The sequence below is a fragment of the Marinobacter flavimaris genome, from assembly GCF_002933295.1.
GTDB lineage: Bacteria > Pseudomonadota > Gammaproteobacteria > Pseudomonadales > Oleiphilaceae > Marinobacter > Marinobacter flavimaris.
This window is the reverse complement of record NZ_PSSW01000022.1, coordinates 1-15,665: the sequence shown is the minus strand read 5'-3', so window position 1 is coordinate 15,665 and position 15,665 is coordinate 1. Positions and strand designations below refer to the sequence as shown.

The window sequence follows — 15,665 nt, the reverse complement described above, 5'->3', positions numbered from 1 at the left end:
CGGATCAGAGACCGCATGGAATTCCTTCAATTCCCATTTCTGCCCAGTTTCTTTTACGATTTGGCCTGTATATCCTTCGTGGTTGCAATTGTGCTCGGTCAATCTGTGTTGGGGTTTACGGGTCGTTATTCCGATTTTGTAAAGGTCAGGATCTGACGGGTGTATTAATACATAGATATAACCTGACTTCATTTTACCCTCTGTATTCGTCTGGGGTCAGAGCAAAAATCCATTGCAAACCTCTGACCTAAACTCGTAACTCTTTGGACACATAACAAAGCACAGCGGCGACTGGTAACGGTCCGGTGACCAAAGGCCACGCCCTGATGCGCCTGGTTATGTGGGCCCAGCTATTTCCTCTAGGTTCATGATTAAATCGTGTTTCACCAATCTGGTGGTGCCGTCAGCTCTTTCTACTCGGTATGATTGCGGCGTTACTTTTATGCAGGTAACGCCATTTTCATACTCGATTTCATAGTGGCCCGTTGCAAAGACGACGTTGTAAGTTTTGCCTACTTCCATCTCGAAATCCCCTCTTAACCTGAACCCTCATTAACGGTATCAGGTTTTCTTCGAGGAGATTTTCATGCTTGTAACTGTTCCCACTGACACCATTAATGAAATTTAATGCTCTGCCATAAGCTCAGTGCAGATATCGCCAGCGCACAACGGCGTGATCTTGCACAGATTTGGCTAAAACTTTCGGCATTGAGCTCTTCACAGGTGTATTGCTAGAGGCAGATGTTTGCCTTTTTCGAGAGATTTTGGGGGACTCACTGGAGCGGCGTGAATGTCCGATTTTGTTGAGCGTTCTCGTGAGGTCTCGGAGGGTCGCGAAGCGAACATTCAAGCGGCTGGAGCAATACTCTCCCCCCGCTGTATTAAGCCTCTTTTTTAGGAATGTTCGCAGCGACAGGGCAGAACCCGGGGCTTGCCGAATAGAGGAGGTGTGTCAGGGTTAATTTGATACCCATACAGAAATCTAGCGTACCAAACCACCATGTTAATAAACTCATCAGTTCCATGATGAAGACTGTGATGAAGAATATGACAGCACAACATCGCGTCGCTTGGCGGTCCTTCCCGACAGGCCCCGTGACAGCAGCGTATAAACGCATGGTGGATGCGGGGGAGGTGCGACGAGATGACGCGCAGGTCGCTTTGGCGGCAAAATTCGATGCCCTGCACGGTTCTCTTACCTCGCTCCCACCAGTACCAGTACGCAGCGACGAACCGACAGAGTGCAGCTTTAAAAACAGCAGTCCACTGTTACGGTTACTGGCGCGATCCTTGGCACACGCTCAGTCTTCTCTTCGAAAGAAGTTCCATTTGTGGTCTTTCGGTCCACCACCGCGAGGCATCTACATTCATGGACCGGTCGGGGTCGGCAAGAGCTTTCTAATGGATCTCTTTTACGCGTCGGTTTCTGTTCCTGATGATAATTCTTGCTGTACTAATGACAGCCACAAACACATAAACATAACCAAACGCCGCGTCCACTTTCATGAGTTCATGCTAGACGTCCATCATCGCATCTTTGCCTACAAACAGGAGTACCCACGAGGCGATGCGATTCCCATCATCGCGCAACAATTGGCACAAGAAGCCCAACTCCTCTGTTTCGATGAATTTCAAGTGACAGACGTTGCCGATGCCATGATTTTGAAGCGACTGTTTTCATTATTATTGGATTTGAATGTGGTGGTAGTGGCTACCTCGAATCGCTCTCCCGATGCCTTGTATGAGGGAGGCATTAACCGCTCCCTCTTTTTGCCATTCATAGACATGCTAAAACACACAATCGACATTATTTCCATGGAGGATTCCAGCAAGGATTATCGACTTGAAAATCGAGCGGATGGTCAATCCTATTTTTGGTCAAACAAGAAAGTTCATAGTGATAATAATAGTAAAAACAACATGCAAGCGCAGTTGGAAAAAATATTTGGTAGCACTGCATCCGGAACTGAGGCCGAGATCATTCCCGTCCTCTTTGGTCGCACCGTCCAGGTGACCCGATTGAATGACCGGTGCGCCTGGTTTGACTTTTCCGAGTTGTGCTACCAACCGCTCGGGGCGGCCGATTATATTTCTCTCTGCCGCCGATTTCCGGTCATCATCATGGAGCGCGTCCCCCAACTGGACGCCAATCACCTCAACGAAGCACGACGATTCGTGACCCTCATTGACGCGTGTTATGAATCTCGCACCCGCTTGGTGCTGGCGGCACAAGTCCCGCTCGACGAGTTGTTTGTTGATTTTGAAGCGCAAGTGGAAAGCAGCGACGGAGATGAAGAATTGATTGTCAATGAAAAGGGAGGAAACTCAAGTTCCTTTGCGACCACCATGATTCGCACCAAAGAGGGAGAATATTATGAGTGGTCGGCGACGGGTCGAATTGGCGTGTCACTGGCACAGCTATCGTCCGCCAATGATCTCGCCTTTTCCTTTCGACGAGCCGCGTCTCGGTTGGTTGAAATGGGAGGAAATAAATGGGGACGGCAATGACTAAGGTCGCAAAGCGGACCTTCAGGTTGGGGAATAACTTTGCGAGCATGCTCGGCTGCGGAATGGATGCGAAGCCGCAATGCAGTTGTGTGAGGAGAATAAAGTTGGTAACAGATCAGACCTATAGACAGCATGAAATAGCCTTGTGAACAAGAGCCTGAAAAATAGAGTTGGTAACTTTTGGCACAAACCGCTATTGGACTACCGAAGACTCTTCCAGTTCTTACTAATAAAGTTGGTAACTTATGCTCACGTTCGATCTTTCGCCTTGCTGTACACATCGCCGCGTTCCCGCCGCCCCACGGCTACGACGGTCACTAAAATATCACCGTCCTCAACCTGGTAGACTAAACGATATCCAACACTCTTTAATTTGATTTTGTAGCAACCTTGTAGCCCCGACAGGGCGTCAGCTAGAACGTGAGGTTCTTCGAGGCGTTTCGCTAACTTCTTCTTAAACTGATCTCGAATTGCCGGAGCGAGCTTCTTCCATTCCTTGAGAGCTGATGGTTTGAATGCAAGCGAATACTTAAAGCTCATTCAGATCGACTCGAATACTTGGCTCTACAAGTCTCTCTTTCACGATTGCCACCATCTCTTGGTCGTCTAGTCGGTCAAGCATGGCTTCGTAGATTTCAGCCGGAACGCAGTAGAACGCCGGTTTGTTGCGGTTTAGAACAACGATCGGAAACCCCTCTCCTGAATCCACGGCCGCCATCGGATTTTTTTTGAGTTCTGAAATGCTCGCGGTCACTTCAGAATAAATTTGATTGGTCACAACGCCCTCCAAAGACCTGTTAACAGGTCATACTTTAAGGGTGATCGGGCTCATGCGCAAGGCAAAGACCTTTTAATAGATCGCATAAAGCAATTTTTCGGTTACCAACTCTATTATCTTGTTACCAACTTTATTCTGATCCCACAGCAGTGGACGTCCCCGTGACTGGCATTGTTATGAAGACGGTTCAATTTGGACCCTTCCTAGCGCCAATACCTCAATATTATGATCTCCACCAAGAAACACCTAATGGCAAAGGGGCTTTTCCTCCAGCATCTTTGCTAGCTCTGCCTGGAACTCTTGGCGCCACGGAGACTCTTCCCAAGTGTATGAGAACAACTGTTGCCGATCACGCTTGACGTGAAACCGCGCATTCCGATCAAAGCTCTCATCGCAAATCTTGAGTGCTACGACGCTCTCAAAGCAGACGCGCCAACGTTTCTCACCCTCTACAAGAAACAGACAGTTCCCCGAGGTGCGCGCCCATCGATATCCAGACCTTGGGGAAGAGATGCAACAAAAAAGGTGTTTCCCAAGCTAAAAGCTTGCCCATCGCATTACCAAAAAAAGCGAGCAGCAAGGGTGTGACGTCGGGAGCATCCCTTGCCTTCACTTGTCATGCATTATGCCTCCATGTTGCCAGGAAGGTTAGCCTCCAACACTTCTATGATCTCGTGAAGTTTCTCCGTTTGGTAGTAAATAAAGACTTTACCAAATGAGCCTCCGTTTGCTACCACGGCTTTTACGCCGTTTGCACTATAGATATCGATTGATTTTAGGTACTTCAGGGGAAAGGATTTTTTTCGCCCCCAATAATTGCGTCCGCTTATAATTCCTTCTCTTATTGTTATATGTGCACATCTCAACCAAAAGGCAATGAAAAATGTGAAAATGGCGAAGAAAGCCCAACAGCCAAAGATTAGCCCCAATACTTCTAGAAACGATACGTTTCCAAATGTTTCGTTGAGATCAAATCCAGAAGTAAGGTACCGAAAGGCGAATGTGCCTACAGTTGAGAAAATGAGCAGCAACGCCATGCGCTTTGTCACCGATTTCCAAAATTCTTTCCATCGAACTTCGTATCTCATATCTCTTCTAAATTTGCATAACGCTGAGCGAAGCGGCCGCCCGACAGGGACGCCTTACGCGGCTTGTTATCACTGCCTCAGTCATTCTCAATAAATTGAGGCAAATCGTCGGTAATCTCGAACCACGGAGCTTTGCAGCCCACGAAAACATGGCGGTCTGCACGTACACCTGGATCGGTGTCGAGAGTACCCAATGGCAGCGCATAGACTTCCGGTTTTGAATCGAACTTTGTATGAATGCTTGAACCGCAGTTTGCGCAAAAAACCTTGAACTCTCCCGGCGAGGACTCGTAGGTTTTGAGCAGCTCTTGGCCCTTGACAGTCCGCCAGTCATCGACCCGTACCTTTGCACAGGTTCGGAAAGCCGCCGCATGAAGCTTGCGGCACATGGAGCAATGGCAGTTGTAAACATCGCTAAGGTCGCCCGCTACTTCATATTGGACGCCGCCGCAAAGGCAGCTTCCAGATTGAATCATTGACTCACCTCCCTGTGTGATAATCGGGATAGGGAGGCATCTCACGATGCCCCTCCTCCCACATCACCGGGCATACGGATCACGTACCACGGCGATTCAGTGACTTAATTCAACCCGTTACCGCACTGCCAATTCCGGCAGTCCATAGCTCCGGAACAACCGGGCCGGTAGGGCTTCCCGCAGTGCCGGCGAATGACTCAGCCGCCACGGGCCGTGGGCCGATTTGGCGGTGTTCCAGGCCAATCTGACCGAGACACCCCGCTTTCTCAGCTCACGATACCCCCTTCGGCCCCATTGCTTCCACACGTAACTTCTCATTCTCCGCCGTATCCACTTGTCCAGGTCCCGCAGCGGGCCCAGTACTTCGGCTGCGTCGAAGTACGCTTTCCAACCAAGCAGGGTCTCTTTCAGATCTGCGATCACCTGGGCCAGTGAGTGGCCCCGTGTTCGGCGGCTCAGTATCCGGATCTGTGTTTTCAGCTTGCTGATGGCTTTGTCTGCCACCTTCAGTCGTTGCCTTTTCCGGCTGAGGGTGAAGCCCAGGAAACTACGATTCCAGGGCCGGTCTACCGCGCTCTTTCGTGTATTCACTGTGAGCCTCAGCGAGTCCTCGATAAAGCGCGTCAGACTCACCATCACCCGCTCTCCTGCACGGCGACTGCCAACGTAGATCTGGCAGTCATCCGCGTAGCGGGCGAAGAGCAGGTTGCGCCGCTCCAGTTCCCAGTCCAGTTCATCCAGCACCACATTCGCCAACACCGGAGACTATGGCCCACCTCGCGATGACGCCCTTGCCCTTCTCCTAGCCTTCGGCTCTGCGAACACCTGGCAGGAGGACTTTCACCTCCCTAGTTCTGTGCCATGCCCGGCACACACGCCAATATTCAGCGGCGGCCTTTTCGCAGCGAAGCGGAGAAAAGGCCGTCCGGTGGAGGCCCGTCAGGGCCGGAACGAACTGGAATGACTGGTTAGGAGCGCTACCCACCGAAGCCACTTGCCAGAACAGCCAGTACCACAAAGATGCAAACATAAATTAAACCAGCCAAAGACAGACCAAAAGCAGTGTGAGACGATTTAAGGGCTGTATCACTTCTTGAGGTGCCTGATGTTTCGAAAACTGAAATGCTTCGTCGGGCTTGCACTAAAGCTGGAATACAACAAGCTGAGGCTAAGATGGCTGCTGGAAGCCACCCGATTTGAATGGGCACTATCATCAACACGATAGGTGACAAAGGTACCAAAAGCACAAGCCAGACCAGGCTTTTAGGACCCTTCAATTCATTAAAAATTGCCGACTCTCGACGGACCGATAACGCGACTCGAACTCCAACAACAAGGAATACGATAAAAAGGATTAAGTCCAACAACATTCCCTTGCTCCTAACGCTGAAATAAGCGGCGGCCCGACAGGGGCGTCCGGTGGAGGCCGCAGGCCCGGAACAGAATGCATGGCCTTGTTAACTAGCATGGGGCTCGTAATCCTCGAATTCCCAACCGAGAGTTTGGGATAGTTTTTTGGAAACTTCATTCCAGTCCGATCCCGAGCACTGCATCAGCAATTTATTAACCGCTTCCTCTACGCCTACCCAGGAAAACACAGGGAGAAGCAAATAGCCTCTCAGCCATGAGGGAGCAGGCAACGATTTGATGGCCGCAGGCGTGACCACCTCGAAAGAGAATATCTCCGCCCCTTCGCTTTCGGACGGCCCAATTTCCGCCTCGATCAGGACATGGCAGTTTTCAGGATCCTCCGGTGACGACCCGTAGTCCAAATCTGGGCTCATGATACTTTTGAGCCGGGCGTACATATGTGACTCCTCGCTAGTTAACGCCAGTGGTAATGGGCGCCAACGGAGCGGAGCGTAGTTGGCGTCCCGTTGACCACCTTGTTATGCCTCAGTCCGAATAAATTTTTCATAGCACTCGGAGCAGAGCCAAGTGCGACCTTCTATGGTATAGCCTTCACCTGACTCTGGGTCATCTGCTTCGTACAATGACCAACTACATATTTCGCAATGGTCGTGACTCCAACCATCCTCAACGAGTTTTGTATATTCAGGACGATAGCTTTGGCCGACGTACTCTGACGTTTTACCTTTGGATACGAGAGCGGCTCTTGGCAGCCACTTTCGCTTTACCCATACCTGCGCCCGAGCCCATTCTATTTGCTCGTCAATATCGGAAATTTTCCATTCATCGCCGTGTATGGACACGTACTCTTCCATGTCTTCACCGGGTATAACGCCTGCCATAAGCGGCGGCTGAAAGCCGTCCGGTAGAGGGCCGTCGGCCCGGAACAACCTTGATGGCCTTGTTATGCTTTTGTTCCCAGATTGGCATAGGTCGCCGCTGTCTATTCGCTATGGAAGCGCGCCTCGAAAGCCCTTGCGCCTGTGCCAATAGTTATCGAAAAGTATGCAAAAGTTAAAATCACCGCCAAAGCGTAATCTCCAGAAAATACCGTTTTCCCGACAGCAATTGCCATCATTGCAGTGAATATTTTTACCCAAAGCCGCGGGACAATCACTCCACCACAAAGTTTGCACTGGTAATCCTTGACCAAATGGGGTTTCAAGGAAATTTTGGCCTCACAATTTGGACATTTCATGCAATTTCCTAAAAAAACCAGGCTCGCAACTAAGACACGGAATACCCATCAAACAGTGACGACCTCAGACGTATTCCGTGCATAACGCTTTTGTTTAGCGGCGCCCCGACAGGGGCGTCCGGTGGAGGCCGCAGGCCGGAACGAACTACAACAACTTGTTAAGTGATTCCAAGCTCTCAGGCCCACCATCCAGTCGAACACACTGGGCAGACTCTTGCTCCCAAGCGGCAGCGGACTTTGTATGGAGATGAACAGATATCCTCGAAGCGACTGGTTCATCAAGCAAGCCGGCAGGAATCCAAACCATTCCACTGTCTCTCAGGCTATTGGGAACCGGACTCCCACACACCGAACAAAAATCGCTTCGGAAACCGCTGGGCTTGTTGTAGGACCTAATATCACTTTCGCCTGACACCCAGCGAAAAGCAGCGGCCTGCACAAAGGTAGCAGCATTAGCTGCCGCTCCAGTGGCTTTGCGGCACAACGAACAGTGACATTGATAGAGGTTTCGAATCTCCCCTTCAATTTCGAACTTCACGTTTCCGCAGAGACATTCACCTTTCATCGATCAATCCTTTGACACTTAACAGCATATTAGTTTGTATTCTTATTAAACCCCAACGCCACCTCCCCGTCCAAACCTGATTCACATCCTAAATAACAACGACTTTTCAAAGCTTTATCTCTGGGTCAGAGCCCGCTATCGCGCTGCCGATACTGTGACAAGTTTGCACTCGGGTTATCCGTGCGCGTTTGTGCAAGTTAAACACGGAAGGCCGGAAATTTCCTCCTTTGAAACAGTAAGCTACAGAGCCTCTTTGTGAAAAACGTGCAGAACCGCGCAAATTAAACCGCAAGAATTTTGGCGTTTTGGGAGGTTTTTCATTATAACTGTATGGATGTACAGCTATCAGCCAAGGAGGGCAATCGTGTCCAAATCACCGTTTTTGCAATCGGTCCGCACAGAGATCAGGACGAAGCAGTACAGCTACCGAACCGAAAAATCCTATCTTTACTGGGTTCGCCAGTTCATCCTTTTCAATGACAAGAAGCACCCAAAAGTCATGGGCAATCACGAAATCGAGCGCTTCTTGAATCACCTCGCCGTCAATCGGCGAGTCAGTCCGGGCACTCAAAATCAGGCGCTATGTGCGATTATTTTTGTCTACAAACATGTGCTGAAACGTGAAATTGAAAACCTACACTACAAGATGACGAAAACGCCTCGGCGCATGCCGACCGTTCTGAGCCCCGAAGAAGTCGCTTCTATTCTCCGCAACATGGAAGCGGAGTATTGGCTCATTACCGCGCTTCTTTATGGATGCGGTTTGAGAATCAATGAAGCCCTCTCGCTTCGCGTGAAAGACATCGACCTCAAAAGCCGCAACTTGCTCGTATTCAACGGTAAGGGGCGGAAAGATCGATACACACTGATTCCAGGCAATCTTAGAGAAAAAATCGAGCGGCAATTCGCCCATGTCAGGACAGTACATGAGTCCGACCTGGCCGAAGGATTCGGGCTTACGTCAGTGCCGACGTCTCTTCACAAGAAGTATGGACCGGCCATGAAGGACTTTGGTTGGCAGTACCTGTTCCCATCCGCAACAAAATGCGTTCATCCCATCGCTGGTTATGTGTGCCGCCACCATCTTCATCATTCATCGTACTCGCGGCGATTGAGGCAGGCCGTTCTGGCCACGGGAATCACCAAGCGTGTGACCGCTCATACCTTTCGGCATGCCTTTGCGACAGAGTTATTGAGATCGGGTAGCGATATCAGGACGGTTCAGGAAATTCTCGGGCATAGCGACATTCGAACGACCGAAATCTACACGCATATCATTGGCGATCGACGTGCTGGAACGGTCAGCCCTTTTGATCGTTTGCCAAGTTCTTGATGGGCTATTTCTTACCCGTTTAAGGGGCATAAAAGCCAGGAATTGGGGGTGCGGCGAATGTTCGCTTTTGTTTAATAGCTTCCCCTGCCAGCAAGGCTTCTTGCCTGCCTCCAATCCTTCGGTTCCGGCTAGACTATTCCGAACTTCGAGTCGGACGACGAATTTAGCACTTTGTGTGGAAACCGGGATGAGCGTTCTATTCTAGAATCTACTTTAAGTTTGTTTAGCACTTAATGTGGAATTTGAACGGTAAGTTACTGATGTTTGGTTGCAGAAGTTTAGCACTTTGCGTGGTAGGCCATTTGGACGACCACTTTCCGCTCCACAGCCATCTCCCTGCCGGCAGGCTCTGTCAAAGCCACAGCAGAACCAGCATCAATGAAACGCTAACCCCGGAAGCAAATGCAGTCCTTATCAGGTTCCATCGTACCCAGCGATGTTCGAAAGAGCGCCGTTCTGAGGCGAGCATAAGTTCATCCATGTCGTCCACATTCAACATTTGCAGGGCGTTGTTGAGCGGCACATTAATCAGGAATGTTGGTAGTTGGACCCCAAGGGTATAGACGACAGCACTGGCAACTACCAAGGTTGGCACCAGGCCGTCGTTCTGCAGGACTGCGAGAATCGCCGCTGCCACTAAAGCAAAGACGGATCCGATCCATACAAGACCAAAGACGGGATGACCGGCCTGGATCACGCCGTCGATAGCCTGAAAGGCGCGGATGAATTCCTTGTCTGTTAAGTTTCCAATTCCTGGCATAACAACCGATGCAAAGGAAAAGACAAACCCGGCCGTTAAGGCAGATAGCAACGTAGCCACGATCAGTGCGAGTTCAAGCAAAGTCATAATATGGCTCCTGTCAGACGGGCAATGAACGTTAGTTGGTTCAGGTACAAGCCAATTTTCGTGGAACCATGTCGGATGTTATTGCCGCAGCATGCCAAAGTTTTTGCCGAGGGCGACAAATTCAAACACAGCCTCAACCAATCCATAGCCGATAGGACTTTTGAGTCTGTTCTGCTCAACGCTTGAAAGCCGTGTACATCCGCCCTGCTCCGTCTATTGCGGCCTCACAGCCAATGGCAGCCGCTCTCGAATGAACTCGGCTAAAGCTTTTGTATGCGGTGGAACACCTACCCGTGATGGCATCAACAGACTGAGGCTCGCGTACTGCGAAACCCAGTCTGGCAATACCCGAACGAGCTGGCCGGCTTCAACGGGTGCTCTGCAGACATAATCAGGCAATGCAGTAACGCCCAGGCCATCGATTGCGGCTTGCCTGATTGTCGACATATCCTCTGAGCAAAGTGCGATATGGGTAGTCTGATGGGTACGAAGACCATCTTTGTGCTGCAAGGGAATCGCCTCTTTCGCGCCGGCTCTCCCCACCTTTAAGAAACGACAACTGGCTAAATCATAGGGTGTTTGCAGTTGTTCTAGTTGCTCCAGATAACCAGGCGAGCAATAGAACTGCCATTCCACATTCGCGATAAACCGCTGTATCAAACTCGAATCAGGCAATTCGCCGCTGTGCCCGCGAATAGCGATGTCTACTCCTTCAGTAATCAAGTCGATCATGGAGTTGGTGACGCGTTGTTCGATAAGGACGTTCGGGTGCAACCTGGCGAAATCAGTCACGATATCGAACAGAACAAATTGCGCCACACCCAGCGAACAACTGATCACAACCTTTCCTGAAAGGCTTCCACCTCTATTATCCATTGCTGCTTCAGCCATTTCGAATTGGTCAACGAGCTTGCGAGCATGCTGGTAGAAGCTCTTCCCTTCTTCGGTAACGGCGACATTGCGGGAACTTCTCTGAAGCAGCCTCACACCAAGGCGCTCCTCCAGCTGAGCAACATGTCGGCTCAGTCGCGACTTGGGCATGTCCAATGCCTTTGCCGCTGCGGTGTAGCCCTTCTTTTCAACAACATGCACGAAATAGAAGTAGTCGTTCAGGTCAATGCTCACACTAGCGTCCTATATATGGAACGTATAGTTCATATTTTAGCCATTTTTGTTCAGATACCAAGCTGCTAGATTATTTTCAGATCAGATATGGAACGGAGAAAGACAATGACCTATCAGGTTGCTCAACAACACGACTCGATAACATCTCTTTGCCCGGTAAAGGGAACTCCACTGAGTGTCGGCTCAGGATTCACGGGAGTGGGTTTTCGCCACGGGCAGTTTTATGGGGCCATGGATCCCTTCATCATGGTGGATCACTACACCATGACGGCACCTACCTTTGGCGCGCACCCTCACGCTGGCCTCTCGGCAGTCACCGTTTTGTTTGAAGATACGGAAGGCAAATTCAACAACCGCGATTCGCTGGGGAATGACTTCGACATTAACCCCGGCGACCTCTACTGGCTGAATGCGGGCAGCGGTGCCGTTCACGACGAGGCACCGCGAGAAGGCGCCACGATTCATGGACTGCAGATTTTCGTTAACTTGCCCGGCCGCATGAAGCACCAGGCGCCAAGCTCCCTGCATGTGAAGCGAGAAGACATGCCGACCCTGAAGGGCCAGGGCTACCGTGTGCGGCTGGTTCTTGGCCAAAGCAACGGGGTCGAGACGGACGCAGCGTCGGTATGGCCAGCCACTATTCTTGATGGTTTTGCTGACAAAACATCGTTATTCGAACACCGCATTCAAACGGGCTTCAATGCCTGGATCTATTCAGTTGAAGGCGACATCGAATTTCACGTGCGCGGCGAATGGTTCACGCTCCACCAGGGAGAGTCCAGCGCGATTGATGGTGCAGAGGGCGAGGCACTCACGATACGCGGAAAGTCTTCATCAAACAGCCATTTTGCGGTGCTCTCGGGTGAGACAATCAATGAAAATTTCGTTCAATACGGACCGTTTGCAATGAGCACTCAACAAGAAATCGATGAGGTGGTTGCTCGTTATAACGCGGGAGAATTGGGGAGCCTTGTATGAAAGTATTAACGTTTGCCGCGACCAACAGTCGCAAATCCATCAATAAACAACTCGTGAAATACGCTGCGACCAAGCTGGCGAATGCTGAGATCGATTATGTTGAGATTAATGATTTTGACTTGCCGATCTACAACATCGACCTGGAGGAGCAATACGGCATTCCTAAGTGCGCGCATGCCTTCCAGGCCAGGATCGAACAAGCGGACGTGATTCTGGTTTCCTTTGCCGAGCACAATGGCAATTTCACTGTAGCGTTTAAAAACCTCTTCGATTGGATGAGCCGAATTGGCCGGAACGTCTACCGTGACAAGCCGATCGTGATGCTCGCCACGTCTCCGGGGCCCGGTGGCGGAAATACCGTGCTGAAGCTTGCTGAAACCGCTGCTCCCTTTTTCAGTGGCAAGGTCGTTGGCAGCCTCAGCATTCCAAGCTTTTTCGATAACTTCGATGTCGATCGCGGCGAGCTGACGAATAGTGATCTGGTTGAAAAGCTTGAACAGGTATTGAGTGCCTTTGCTTTTGAACCCCGGACCACCTAACGAGCCTCAGCTTGGACACTGAATTCAGGGTTTTATTTGATGGTTGATCAGCAGGTTATTCTGAAGCCTCACTTTAGCCAGGTCCACGAACGAGCGAATTTTGGCGCTCGCTCTCAACCCCTCAAGGTAAACAATATTTATCGGTATGGGTTCGGGTTCGTGTTCCTGGAGAATTCGAACTAACGAACCGGTTTGGAATTCCTCTCCAACTTGATATGACATTAGCCGCGTAATTCCGTAGCCGCTCTTTACTGCAGAGATTGCAGAGTCATTCTGATTAAATTGGAGGCGCGGCGAGACTCGTACAGAAGTCTTGCCCTCAGATGACTCAAACCACCAGGTCGTCGATGGTTCTACCGCAGAAGACTGGATAATTTGGTGATCAGCAAGGTCAGCTGGATGGTTTGGCAGGCCATGTTTGCTTAAATAATCCGGAGAGCCACACACTACCTTTTGGACATTCCCAACCCTGACAGCGAACTGGCTGGAGTTTTTCAGGTTGCCGATACGGATTGCCACATCCAGGCCCTCATCGAGAATATTGCTCACTCGATCGTAGAAAACTGCCTTCACTTGGATTTCCGGGTGTCTGTCGAGGAACTCAATAAGGATGGGAACAATGTATTTTCTCCCAAAAAGCACAGGCGCTGTCACAGACAAAATGCCCTTTGGTTCCCTGTAAACCCCCAATAGCGCCGACTCGACCTCCTCGATTTCCTCCAGAATTCTCTTGGCATCCTGAAAGTAGCGGTTACCAGACTCAGTCAAACGGACACGCCTGGTGGTGCGGTTGAATAAGCGAACGCCTAACGAGCCCTCCAACTGGGCAATTGCACGGGTAACAGCCGGGGCTGACATGCCCAGCCTCTGGCTAGCCCCTACGAAGCTTTCGCGTTCGGCGGCCTCCACGAAGACGCGCATCAATGCAATCTTATCCATACAGCGGCCATCCCACCGAATTGATACTTTCATAATGCGCAATAGTGAATTTCTCTATGCACCAATTATTAATTGAACCTGAAATTTTAATATCGATGCTCCTTAACGAAATCACCAGGAGAAACGATATGTCACGCATTCCAACACCAGCCTCAATTTCAGAAGCTCCCGAAGCCTCGCGGGCATTGCTCGAAGCTGTAAATAGCCTTTTGGGTACTGTTCCCAATTTATTCCGCATTACTGCGAATAGCCCCAAAACCCTTGAAGGATATCTTGGCCTGAACGGCGCCCTCAGCGCTGGTTCTTTGTCAGCCCAAACGCGAGAGCGCATTGCGTTGGCGGTCGCGGAGATAAACGACTGCGACTACTGCCTGGCGGCTCATGATTACCTGGGCAGAAACGTTGCAAAACTCAGTTCTGAGGAAATCGAGGCTGCCAGACGCGGACACTCGGACGACGAGAAAGCGGCCGTTGCCCTCGAGTTCGCGGCAAAGATCACAAAGGATCGAGGAAACGTTTCAAGTGATGACGTTCAGAAGGTTCGCTCAGCCGGATACAGCGACGCCGAGCTGGTCGAAATCATTGGCAACGTAGCCCTGAACGTTCTGACTAATTACATCAACCGGGTTTTGGCGACTGATATCGATTTCCCGTCGGTTAAGCCGCTATCGGAGTAACAAAATAGAGATCACGGTGGCGAAAAGGGGCCACCGTGATCTCTATTTCATCGCTACCAAGCTGAAAGATCTCAAGACAGTTCCAGGTATTGGTTGCTTGAAACGCCGGGATCCAGGTCCGCAGGATTGACCGAGCCCTTCAGGTAAGCGTGGCAATTCTGAACAAAGATGAGCCTTTTCTTGCCGACCACTTGCGAGATCATTTGCTCGTCAACGTCCAACAGCGCCACGATGCTCAACGCGCTTTTATTTCGCAGGTCGGAGGCTGTCGCCATCAACTCTACGGTGCTCTTTTTCTGAACGAACTTCAGATAAAACCACCGCCGCAAAAGCTCCTTCATTCCCTCTGTCGGTACATAATTTCCCTGCGATACCTGAGTTAAAGCGGTCATGGCGCCCTCCCGAACCTAATCAACGATAGTCACTCCTTTGACTATCAGGGCAGTCTTATTGTTACAGAGAAGTCCCCTGGAGCACTTCCTGTTCTGTTGGTTCCATTTAACTTTCCTGCTGCATGACAGAAAGGCGCCCTGCTCTCACGAGTGTGAAAACGGAACTCACAAATACCCAACCGAATCCAATCACGCCGACATTGATGCCCAATACAGTCTTTTCTGTACCATCCGGATGCACCATTGATCCGCCGTATAGCCCCTGTAAGGCATAGGCTGCAAGGAAACCGCCGGTGACCACCAGCGCAATAACACTTGCTTTGCCCTTTCCATCGACAGACATCCAGGTAAGCCACAGGGCAATCGCACCGAGAGAAGAGTTGGTAATCAGTTGCCACACTTCGTGCAATCTCGCATGGGCTACCCAGTCCGGGTTGAACACGTGGGTGTCGTTAATTTCCAAATACGGAACAGCAATGGCGTAAAGTGCGATTGATATTGTTAACAGTATCTTATCTAGCATTCTTCATGTTCCCTGTGAGTTGAAAGTGGGAAAGGGTCAGGTTTGACAACTGCTGCAAGCGCCTGCCAAACCTGGTTCATTTCGGGGGCCAGACTCGTTTATCGTTCTTCCCAGATACCCGTGTTTGCCACTTCCTCTGCAAAGGTTGCAAAGTCTTTCGGTGGCCGTGCATATTCCGGCCCATCGTGACCACCCATTCCGTTTGAACGTGACCGCCTGTTCCGGGCGATCGTGACCGCTCATTCCGTTTTATCGTGACCGATTTCGGGCGTTTTTCCGGAATCGCCGG

19 protein-coding genes are annotated in these 15,665 nt (G+C 50.5%); 5 read left to right on the top strand and 14 right to left on the bottom strand.

The window, feature by feature from the left end; translation table 11 throughout:
• Positions 1-192, bottom strand: a 192-nt coding sequence (locus tag MDHKLMBL_RS21370; RefSeq protein WP_146083401.1) for a GIY-YIG nuclease family protein, incomplete at its 3' end; no start/stop codon positions are given.
• A gap of 846 nt (positions 193-1,038) precedes the next feature.
• On the opposite strand from MDHKLMBL_RS21370, the gene zapE reads away from it, so the two are divergent.
• A complete protein-coding gene (gene zapE, locus MDHKLMBL_RS20195; protein WP_241956284.1) occupies positions 1,039-2,508 on the top strand; it encodes a cell division protein ZapE in 1,470 nt (489 codons plus the stop codon).
• 249 nt (positions 2,509-2,757) lie between these two features.
• Here zapE and MDHKLMBL_RS20190 read toward each other — a convergent pair whose 3' ends face one another.
• The 8 genes from MDHKLMBL_RS20190 to MDHKLMBL_RS21365 form a co-directional block, all read right to left on the bottom strand.
• Positions 2,758-3,048, bottom strand: a complete 291-nt coding sequence (locus MDHKLMBL_RS20190) for a type II toxin-antitoxin system RelE family toxin (RefSeq protein WP_053112998.1) — start codon at positions 3,046-3,048, stop codon at positions 2,758-2,760.
• Positions 3,038-3,286 carry a type II toxin-antitoxin system Phd/YefM family antitoxin gene (locus tag MDHKLMBL_RS20185; RefSeq protein WP_053112999.1) on the bottom strand — a complete coding sequence of 83 codons (249 nt, stop codon included), beginning with the start codon at positions 3,284-3,286 and terminating at the stop codon, positions 3,038-3,040. The genes MDHKLMBL_RS20190 and MDHKLMBL_RS20185 overlap by 11 nt, the downstream gene beginning before the upstream one ends.
• Positions 3,287-3,909: 623 nt before the next feature.
• The gene (locus MDHKLMBL_RS20180; RefSeq protein ID WP_053113000.1) at positions 3,910-4,323 is read right to left on the bottom strand and encodes a hypothetical protein; all 414 of its coding nucleotides are present in this window, start codon (positions 4,321-4,323) and stop codon (positions 3,910-3,912) included.
• Between the two features lie 128 nt (positions 4,324-4,451).
• Entirely contained in the window at positions 4,452-4,850 is a 399-nt protein-coding gene (locus MDHKLMBL_RS20175; RefSeq protein WP_053113001.1) for a GFA family protein, read from the bottom strand.
• A 117-nt stretch (positions 4,851-4,967) separates the two neighbouring features.
• Positions 4,968-5,609: a group II intron maturase-specific domain-containing protein gene (locus MDHKLMBL_RS20170; protein WP_274540927.1), complete on the bottom strand. Its 642-nt coding sequence runs from the start codon at positions 5,607-5,609 to the stop codon at positions 4,968-4,970.
• 698 nt (positions 5,610-6,307) lie between these two features.
• Positions 6,308-6,658, bottom strand: coding sequence for an Imm8 family immunity protein (locus tag MDHKLMBL_RS20165; RefSeq protein WP_053113002.1), 351 nt, complete (start codon positions 6,656-6,658; stop codon positions 6,308-6,310).
• Positions 6,659-7,203: 545 nt separating this feature from the next.
• Complete coding sequence (locus MDHKLMBL_RS20155; RefSeq protein WP_104272480.1) at positions 7,204-7,458, bottom strand: hypothetical protein; 255 nt, start codon at positions 7,456-7,458, stop codon at positions 7,204-7,206.
• Between the two features lie 145 nt (positions 7,459-7,603).
• Positions 7,604-8,023, bottom strand: coding sequence for a GFA family protein (locus MDHKLMBL_RS21365; RefSeq protein ID WP_104272478.1), 420 nt, complete (start codon positions 8,021-8,023; stop codon positions 7,604-7,606).
• 364 nt (positions 8,024-8,387) lie between these two features.
• Here MDHKLMBL_RS21365 and MDHKLMBL_RS20145 point away from each other — a divergent pair, with 364 nt between their 5' ends.
• Positions 8,388-9,356 carry an integron integrase gene (locus MDHKLMBL_RS20145; protein WP_053113007.1) on the top strand — a complete coding sequence of 323 codons (969 nt, stop codon included), beginning with the start codon at positions 8,388-8,390 and terminating at the stop codon, positions 9,354-9,356.
• A gap of 352 nt (positions 9,357-9,708) precedes the next feature.
• On the opposite strand, the gene MDHKLMBL_RS20140 is transcribed toward MDHKLMBL_RS20145, so the two are convergent.
• Together MDHKLMBL_RS20140 and MDHKLMBL_RS20135 are read right to left on the bottom strand one after the other, a co-directional pair.
• The gene (locus MDHKLMBL_RS20140; RefSeq protein ID WP_199185561.1) at positions 9,709-10,203 is read right to left on the bottom strand and encodes an anthrone oxygenase family protein; all 495 of its coding nucleotides are present in this window, start codon (positions 10,201-10,203) and stop codon (positions 9,709-9,711) included.
• 213 nt (positions 10,204-10,416) lie between these two features.
• Positions 10,417-11,328 carry a LysR substrate-binding domain-containing protein gene (locus MDHKLMBL_RS20135; protein ID WP_104272474.1) on the bottom strand — a complete coding sequence of 304 codons (912 nt, stop codon included), beginning with the start codon at positions 11,326-11,328 and terminating at the stop codon, positions 10,417-10,419.
• 105 nt (positions 11,329-11,433) lie between these two features.
• On the opposite strand from MDHKLMBL_RS20135, the gene MDHKLMBL_RS20130 reads away from it, so the two are divergent.
• Together MDHKLMBL_RS20130 and MDHKLMBL_RS20125 are read left to right on the top strand one after the other, a co-directional pair.
• A complete protein-coding gene (locus tag MDHKLMBL_RS20130; protein WP_104272472.1) occupies positions 11,434-12,306 on the top strand; it encodes a pirin family protein in 873 nt (290 codons plus the stop codon).
• Positions 12,303-12,845: an NADPH-dependent FMN reductase gene (locus MDHKLMBL_RS20125; RefSeq protein ID WP_104272470.1), complete on the top strand. Its 543-nt coding sequence runs from the start codon at positions 12,303-12,305 to the stop codon at positions 12,843-12,845. The genes MDHKLMBL_RS20130 and MDHKLMBL_RS20125 overlap by 4 nt, the downstream gene beginning before the upstream one ends.
• A 24-nt stretch (positions 12,846-12,869) precedes the next feature.
• Here the strand turns inward: MDHKLMBL_RS20125 and MDHKLMBL_RS20120 are convergent, their stop codons facing one another.
• Complete coding sequence (locus MDHKLMBL_RS20120; protein ID WP_104272468.1) at positions 12,870-13,784, bottom strand: LysR family transcriptional regulator; 915 nt, start codon at positions 13,782-13,784, stop codon at positions 12,870-12,872.
• Between the two features lie 56 nt (positions 13,785-13,840).
• Between MDHKLMBL_RS20120 and MDHKLMBL_RS20115 the strand changes: the two genes are divergently transcribed.
• A complete protein-coding gene (locus tag MDHKLMBL_RS20115; protein WP_241956282.1) occupies positions 13,841-14,461 on the top strand; it encodes a carboxymuconolactone decarboxylase family protein in 621 nt (206 codons plus the stop codon).
• Positions 14,462-14,532: 71 nt separating this feature from the next.
• On the opposite strand, the gene MDHKLMBL_RS20110 is transcribed toward MDHKLMBL_RS20115, so the two are convergent.
• Positions 14,533-14,853 (bottom strand): hypothetical protein, encoded by a 321-nt coding sequence (locus tag MDHKLMBL_RS20110; RefSeq protein ID WP_241956281.1) that lies wholly within the window; start codon positions 14,851-14,853, stop codon positions 14,533-14,535.
• Between the two features lie 106 nt (positions 14,854-14,959).
• Positions 14,960-15,376 carry a hypothetical protein gene (locus tag MDHKLMBL_RS20105; RefSeq protein ID WP_104272464.1) on the bottom strand — a complete coding sequence of 139 codons (417 nt, stop codon included), beginning with the start codon at positions 15,374-15,376 and terminating at the stop codon, positions 14,960-14,962.
• Positions 15,377-15,665 lie beyond the last annotated feature (289 nt).

Coding starts and splice junctions, on each gene's coding strand:
- MDHKLMBL_RS20140 (WP_199185561.1), bottom strand. CDS start 10,203: ATGACTTTGCTTGAACTCGCACTGATCGTGGCTACGTTGCTATCTGCC.
- MDHKLMBL_RS20165 (WP_053113002.1), bottom strand. CDS start 6,658: ATGTACGCCCGGCTCAAAAGTATCATGAGCCCAGATTTGGACTACGGG.
- zapE (WP_241956284.1), top strand. CDS start 1,039: ATGAAGAATATGACAGCACAACATCGCGTCGCTTGGCGGTCCTTCCCG.
- MDHKLMBL_RS21365 (WP_104272478.1), bottom strand. CDS start 8,023: ATGAAAGGTGAATGTCTCTGCGGAAACGTGAAGTTCGAAATTGAAGGG.
- MDHKLMBL_RS20190 (WP_053112998.1), bottom strand. CDS start 3,048: ATGAGCTTTAAGTATTCGCTTGCATTCAAACCATCAGCTCTCAAGGAA.
- MDHKLMBL_RS20155 (WP_104272480.1), bottom strand. CDS start 7,458: ATGAAATGTCCAAATTGTGAGGCCAAAATTTCCTTGAAACCCCATTTG.
- MDHKLMBL_RS20175 (WP_053113001.1), bottom strand. CDS start 4,850: ATGATTCAATCTGGAAGCTGCCTTTGCGGCGGCGTCCAATATGAAGTA.
- MDHKLMBL_RS20180 (WP_053113000.1), bottom strand. CDS start 4,323: ATGGCGTTGCTGCTCATTTTCTCAACTGTAGGCACATTCGCCTTTCGG.
- MDHKLMBL_RS20110 (WP_241956281.1), bottom strand. CDS start 14,853: ATGACCGCTTTAACTCAGGTATCGCAGGGAAATTATGTACCGACAGAG.
- MDHKLMBL_RS20105 (WP_104272464.1), bottom strand. CDS start 15,376: ATGCTAGATAAGATACTGTTAACAATATCAATCGCACTTTACGCCATT.
- MDHKLMBL_RS20120 (WP_104272468.1), bottom strand. CDS start 13,784: ATGGATAAGATTGCATTGATGCGCGTCTTCGTGGAGGCCGCCGAACGC.
- MDHKLMBL_RS20115 (WP_241956282.1), top strand. CDS start 13,841: ATGCACCAATTATTAATTGAACCTGAAATTTTAATATCGATGCTCCTT.
- MDHKLMBL_RS20125 (WP_104272470.1), top strand. CDS start 12,303: ATGAAAGTATTAACGTTTGCCGCGACCAACAGTCGCAAATCCATCAAT.
- MDHKLMBL_RS20130 (WP_104272472.1), top strand. CDS start 11,434: ATGACCTATCAGGTTGCTCAACAACACGACTCGATAACATCTCTTTGC.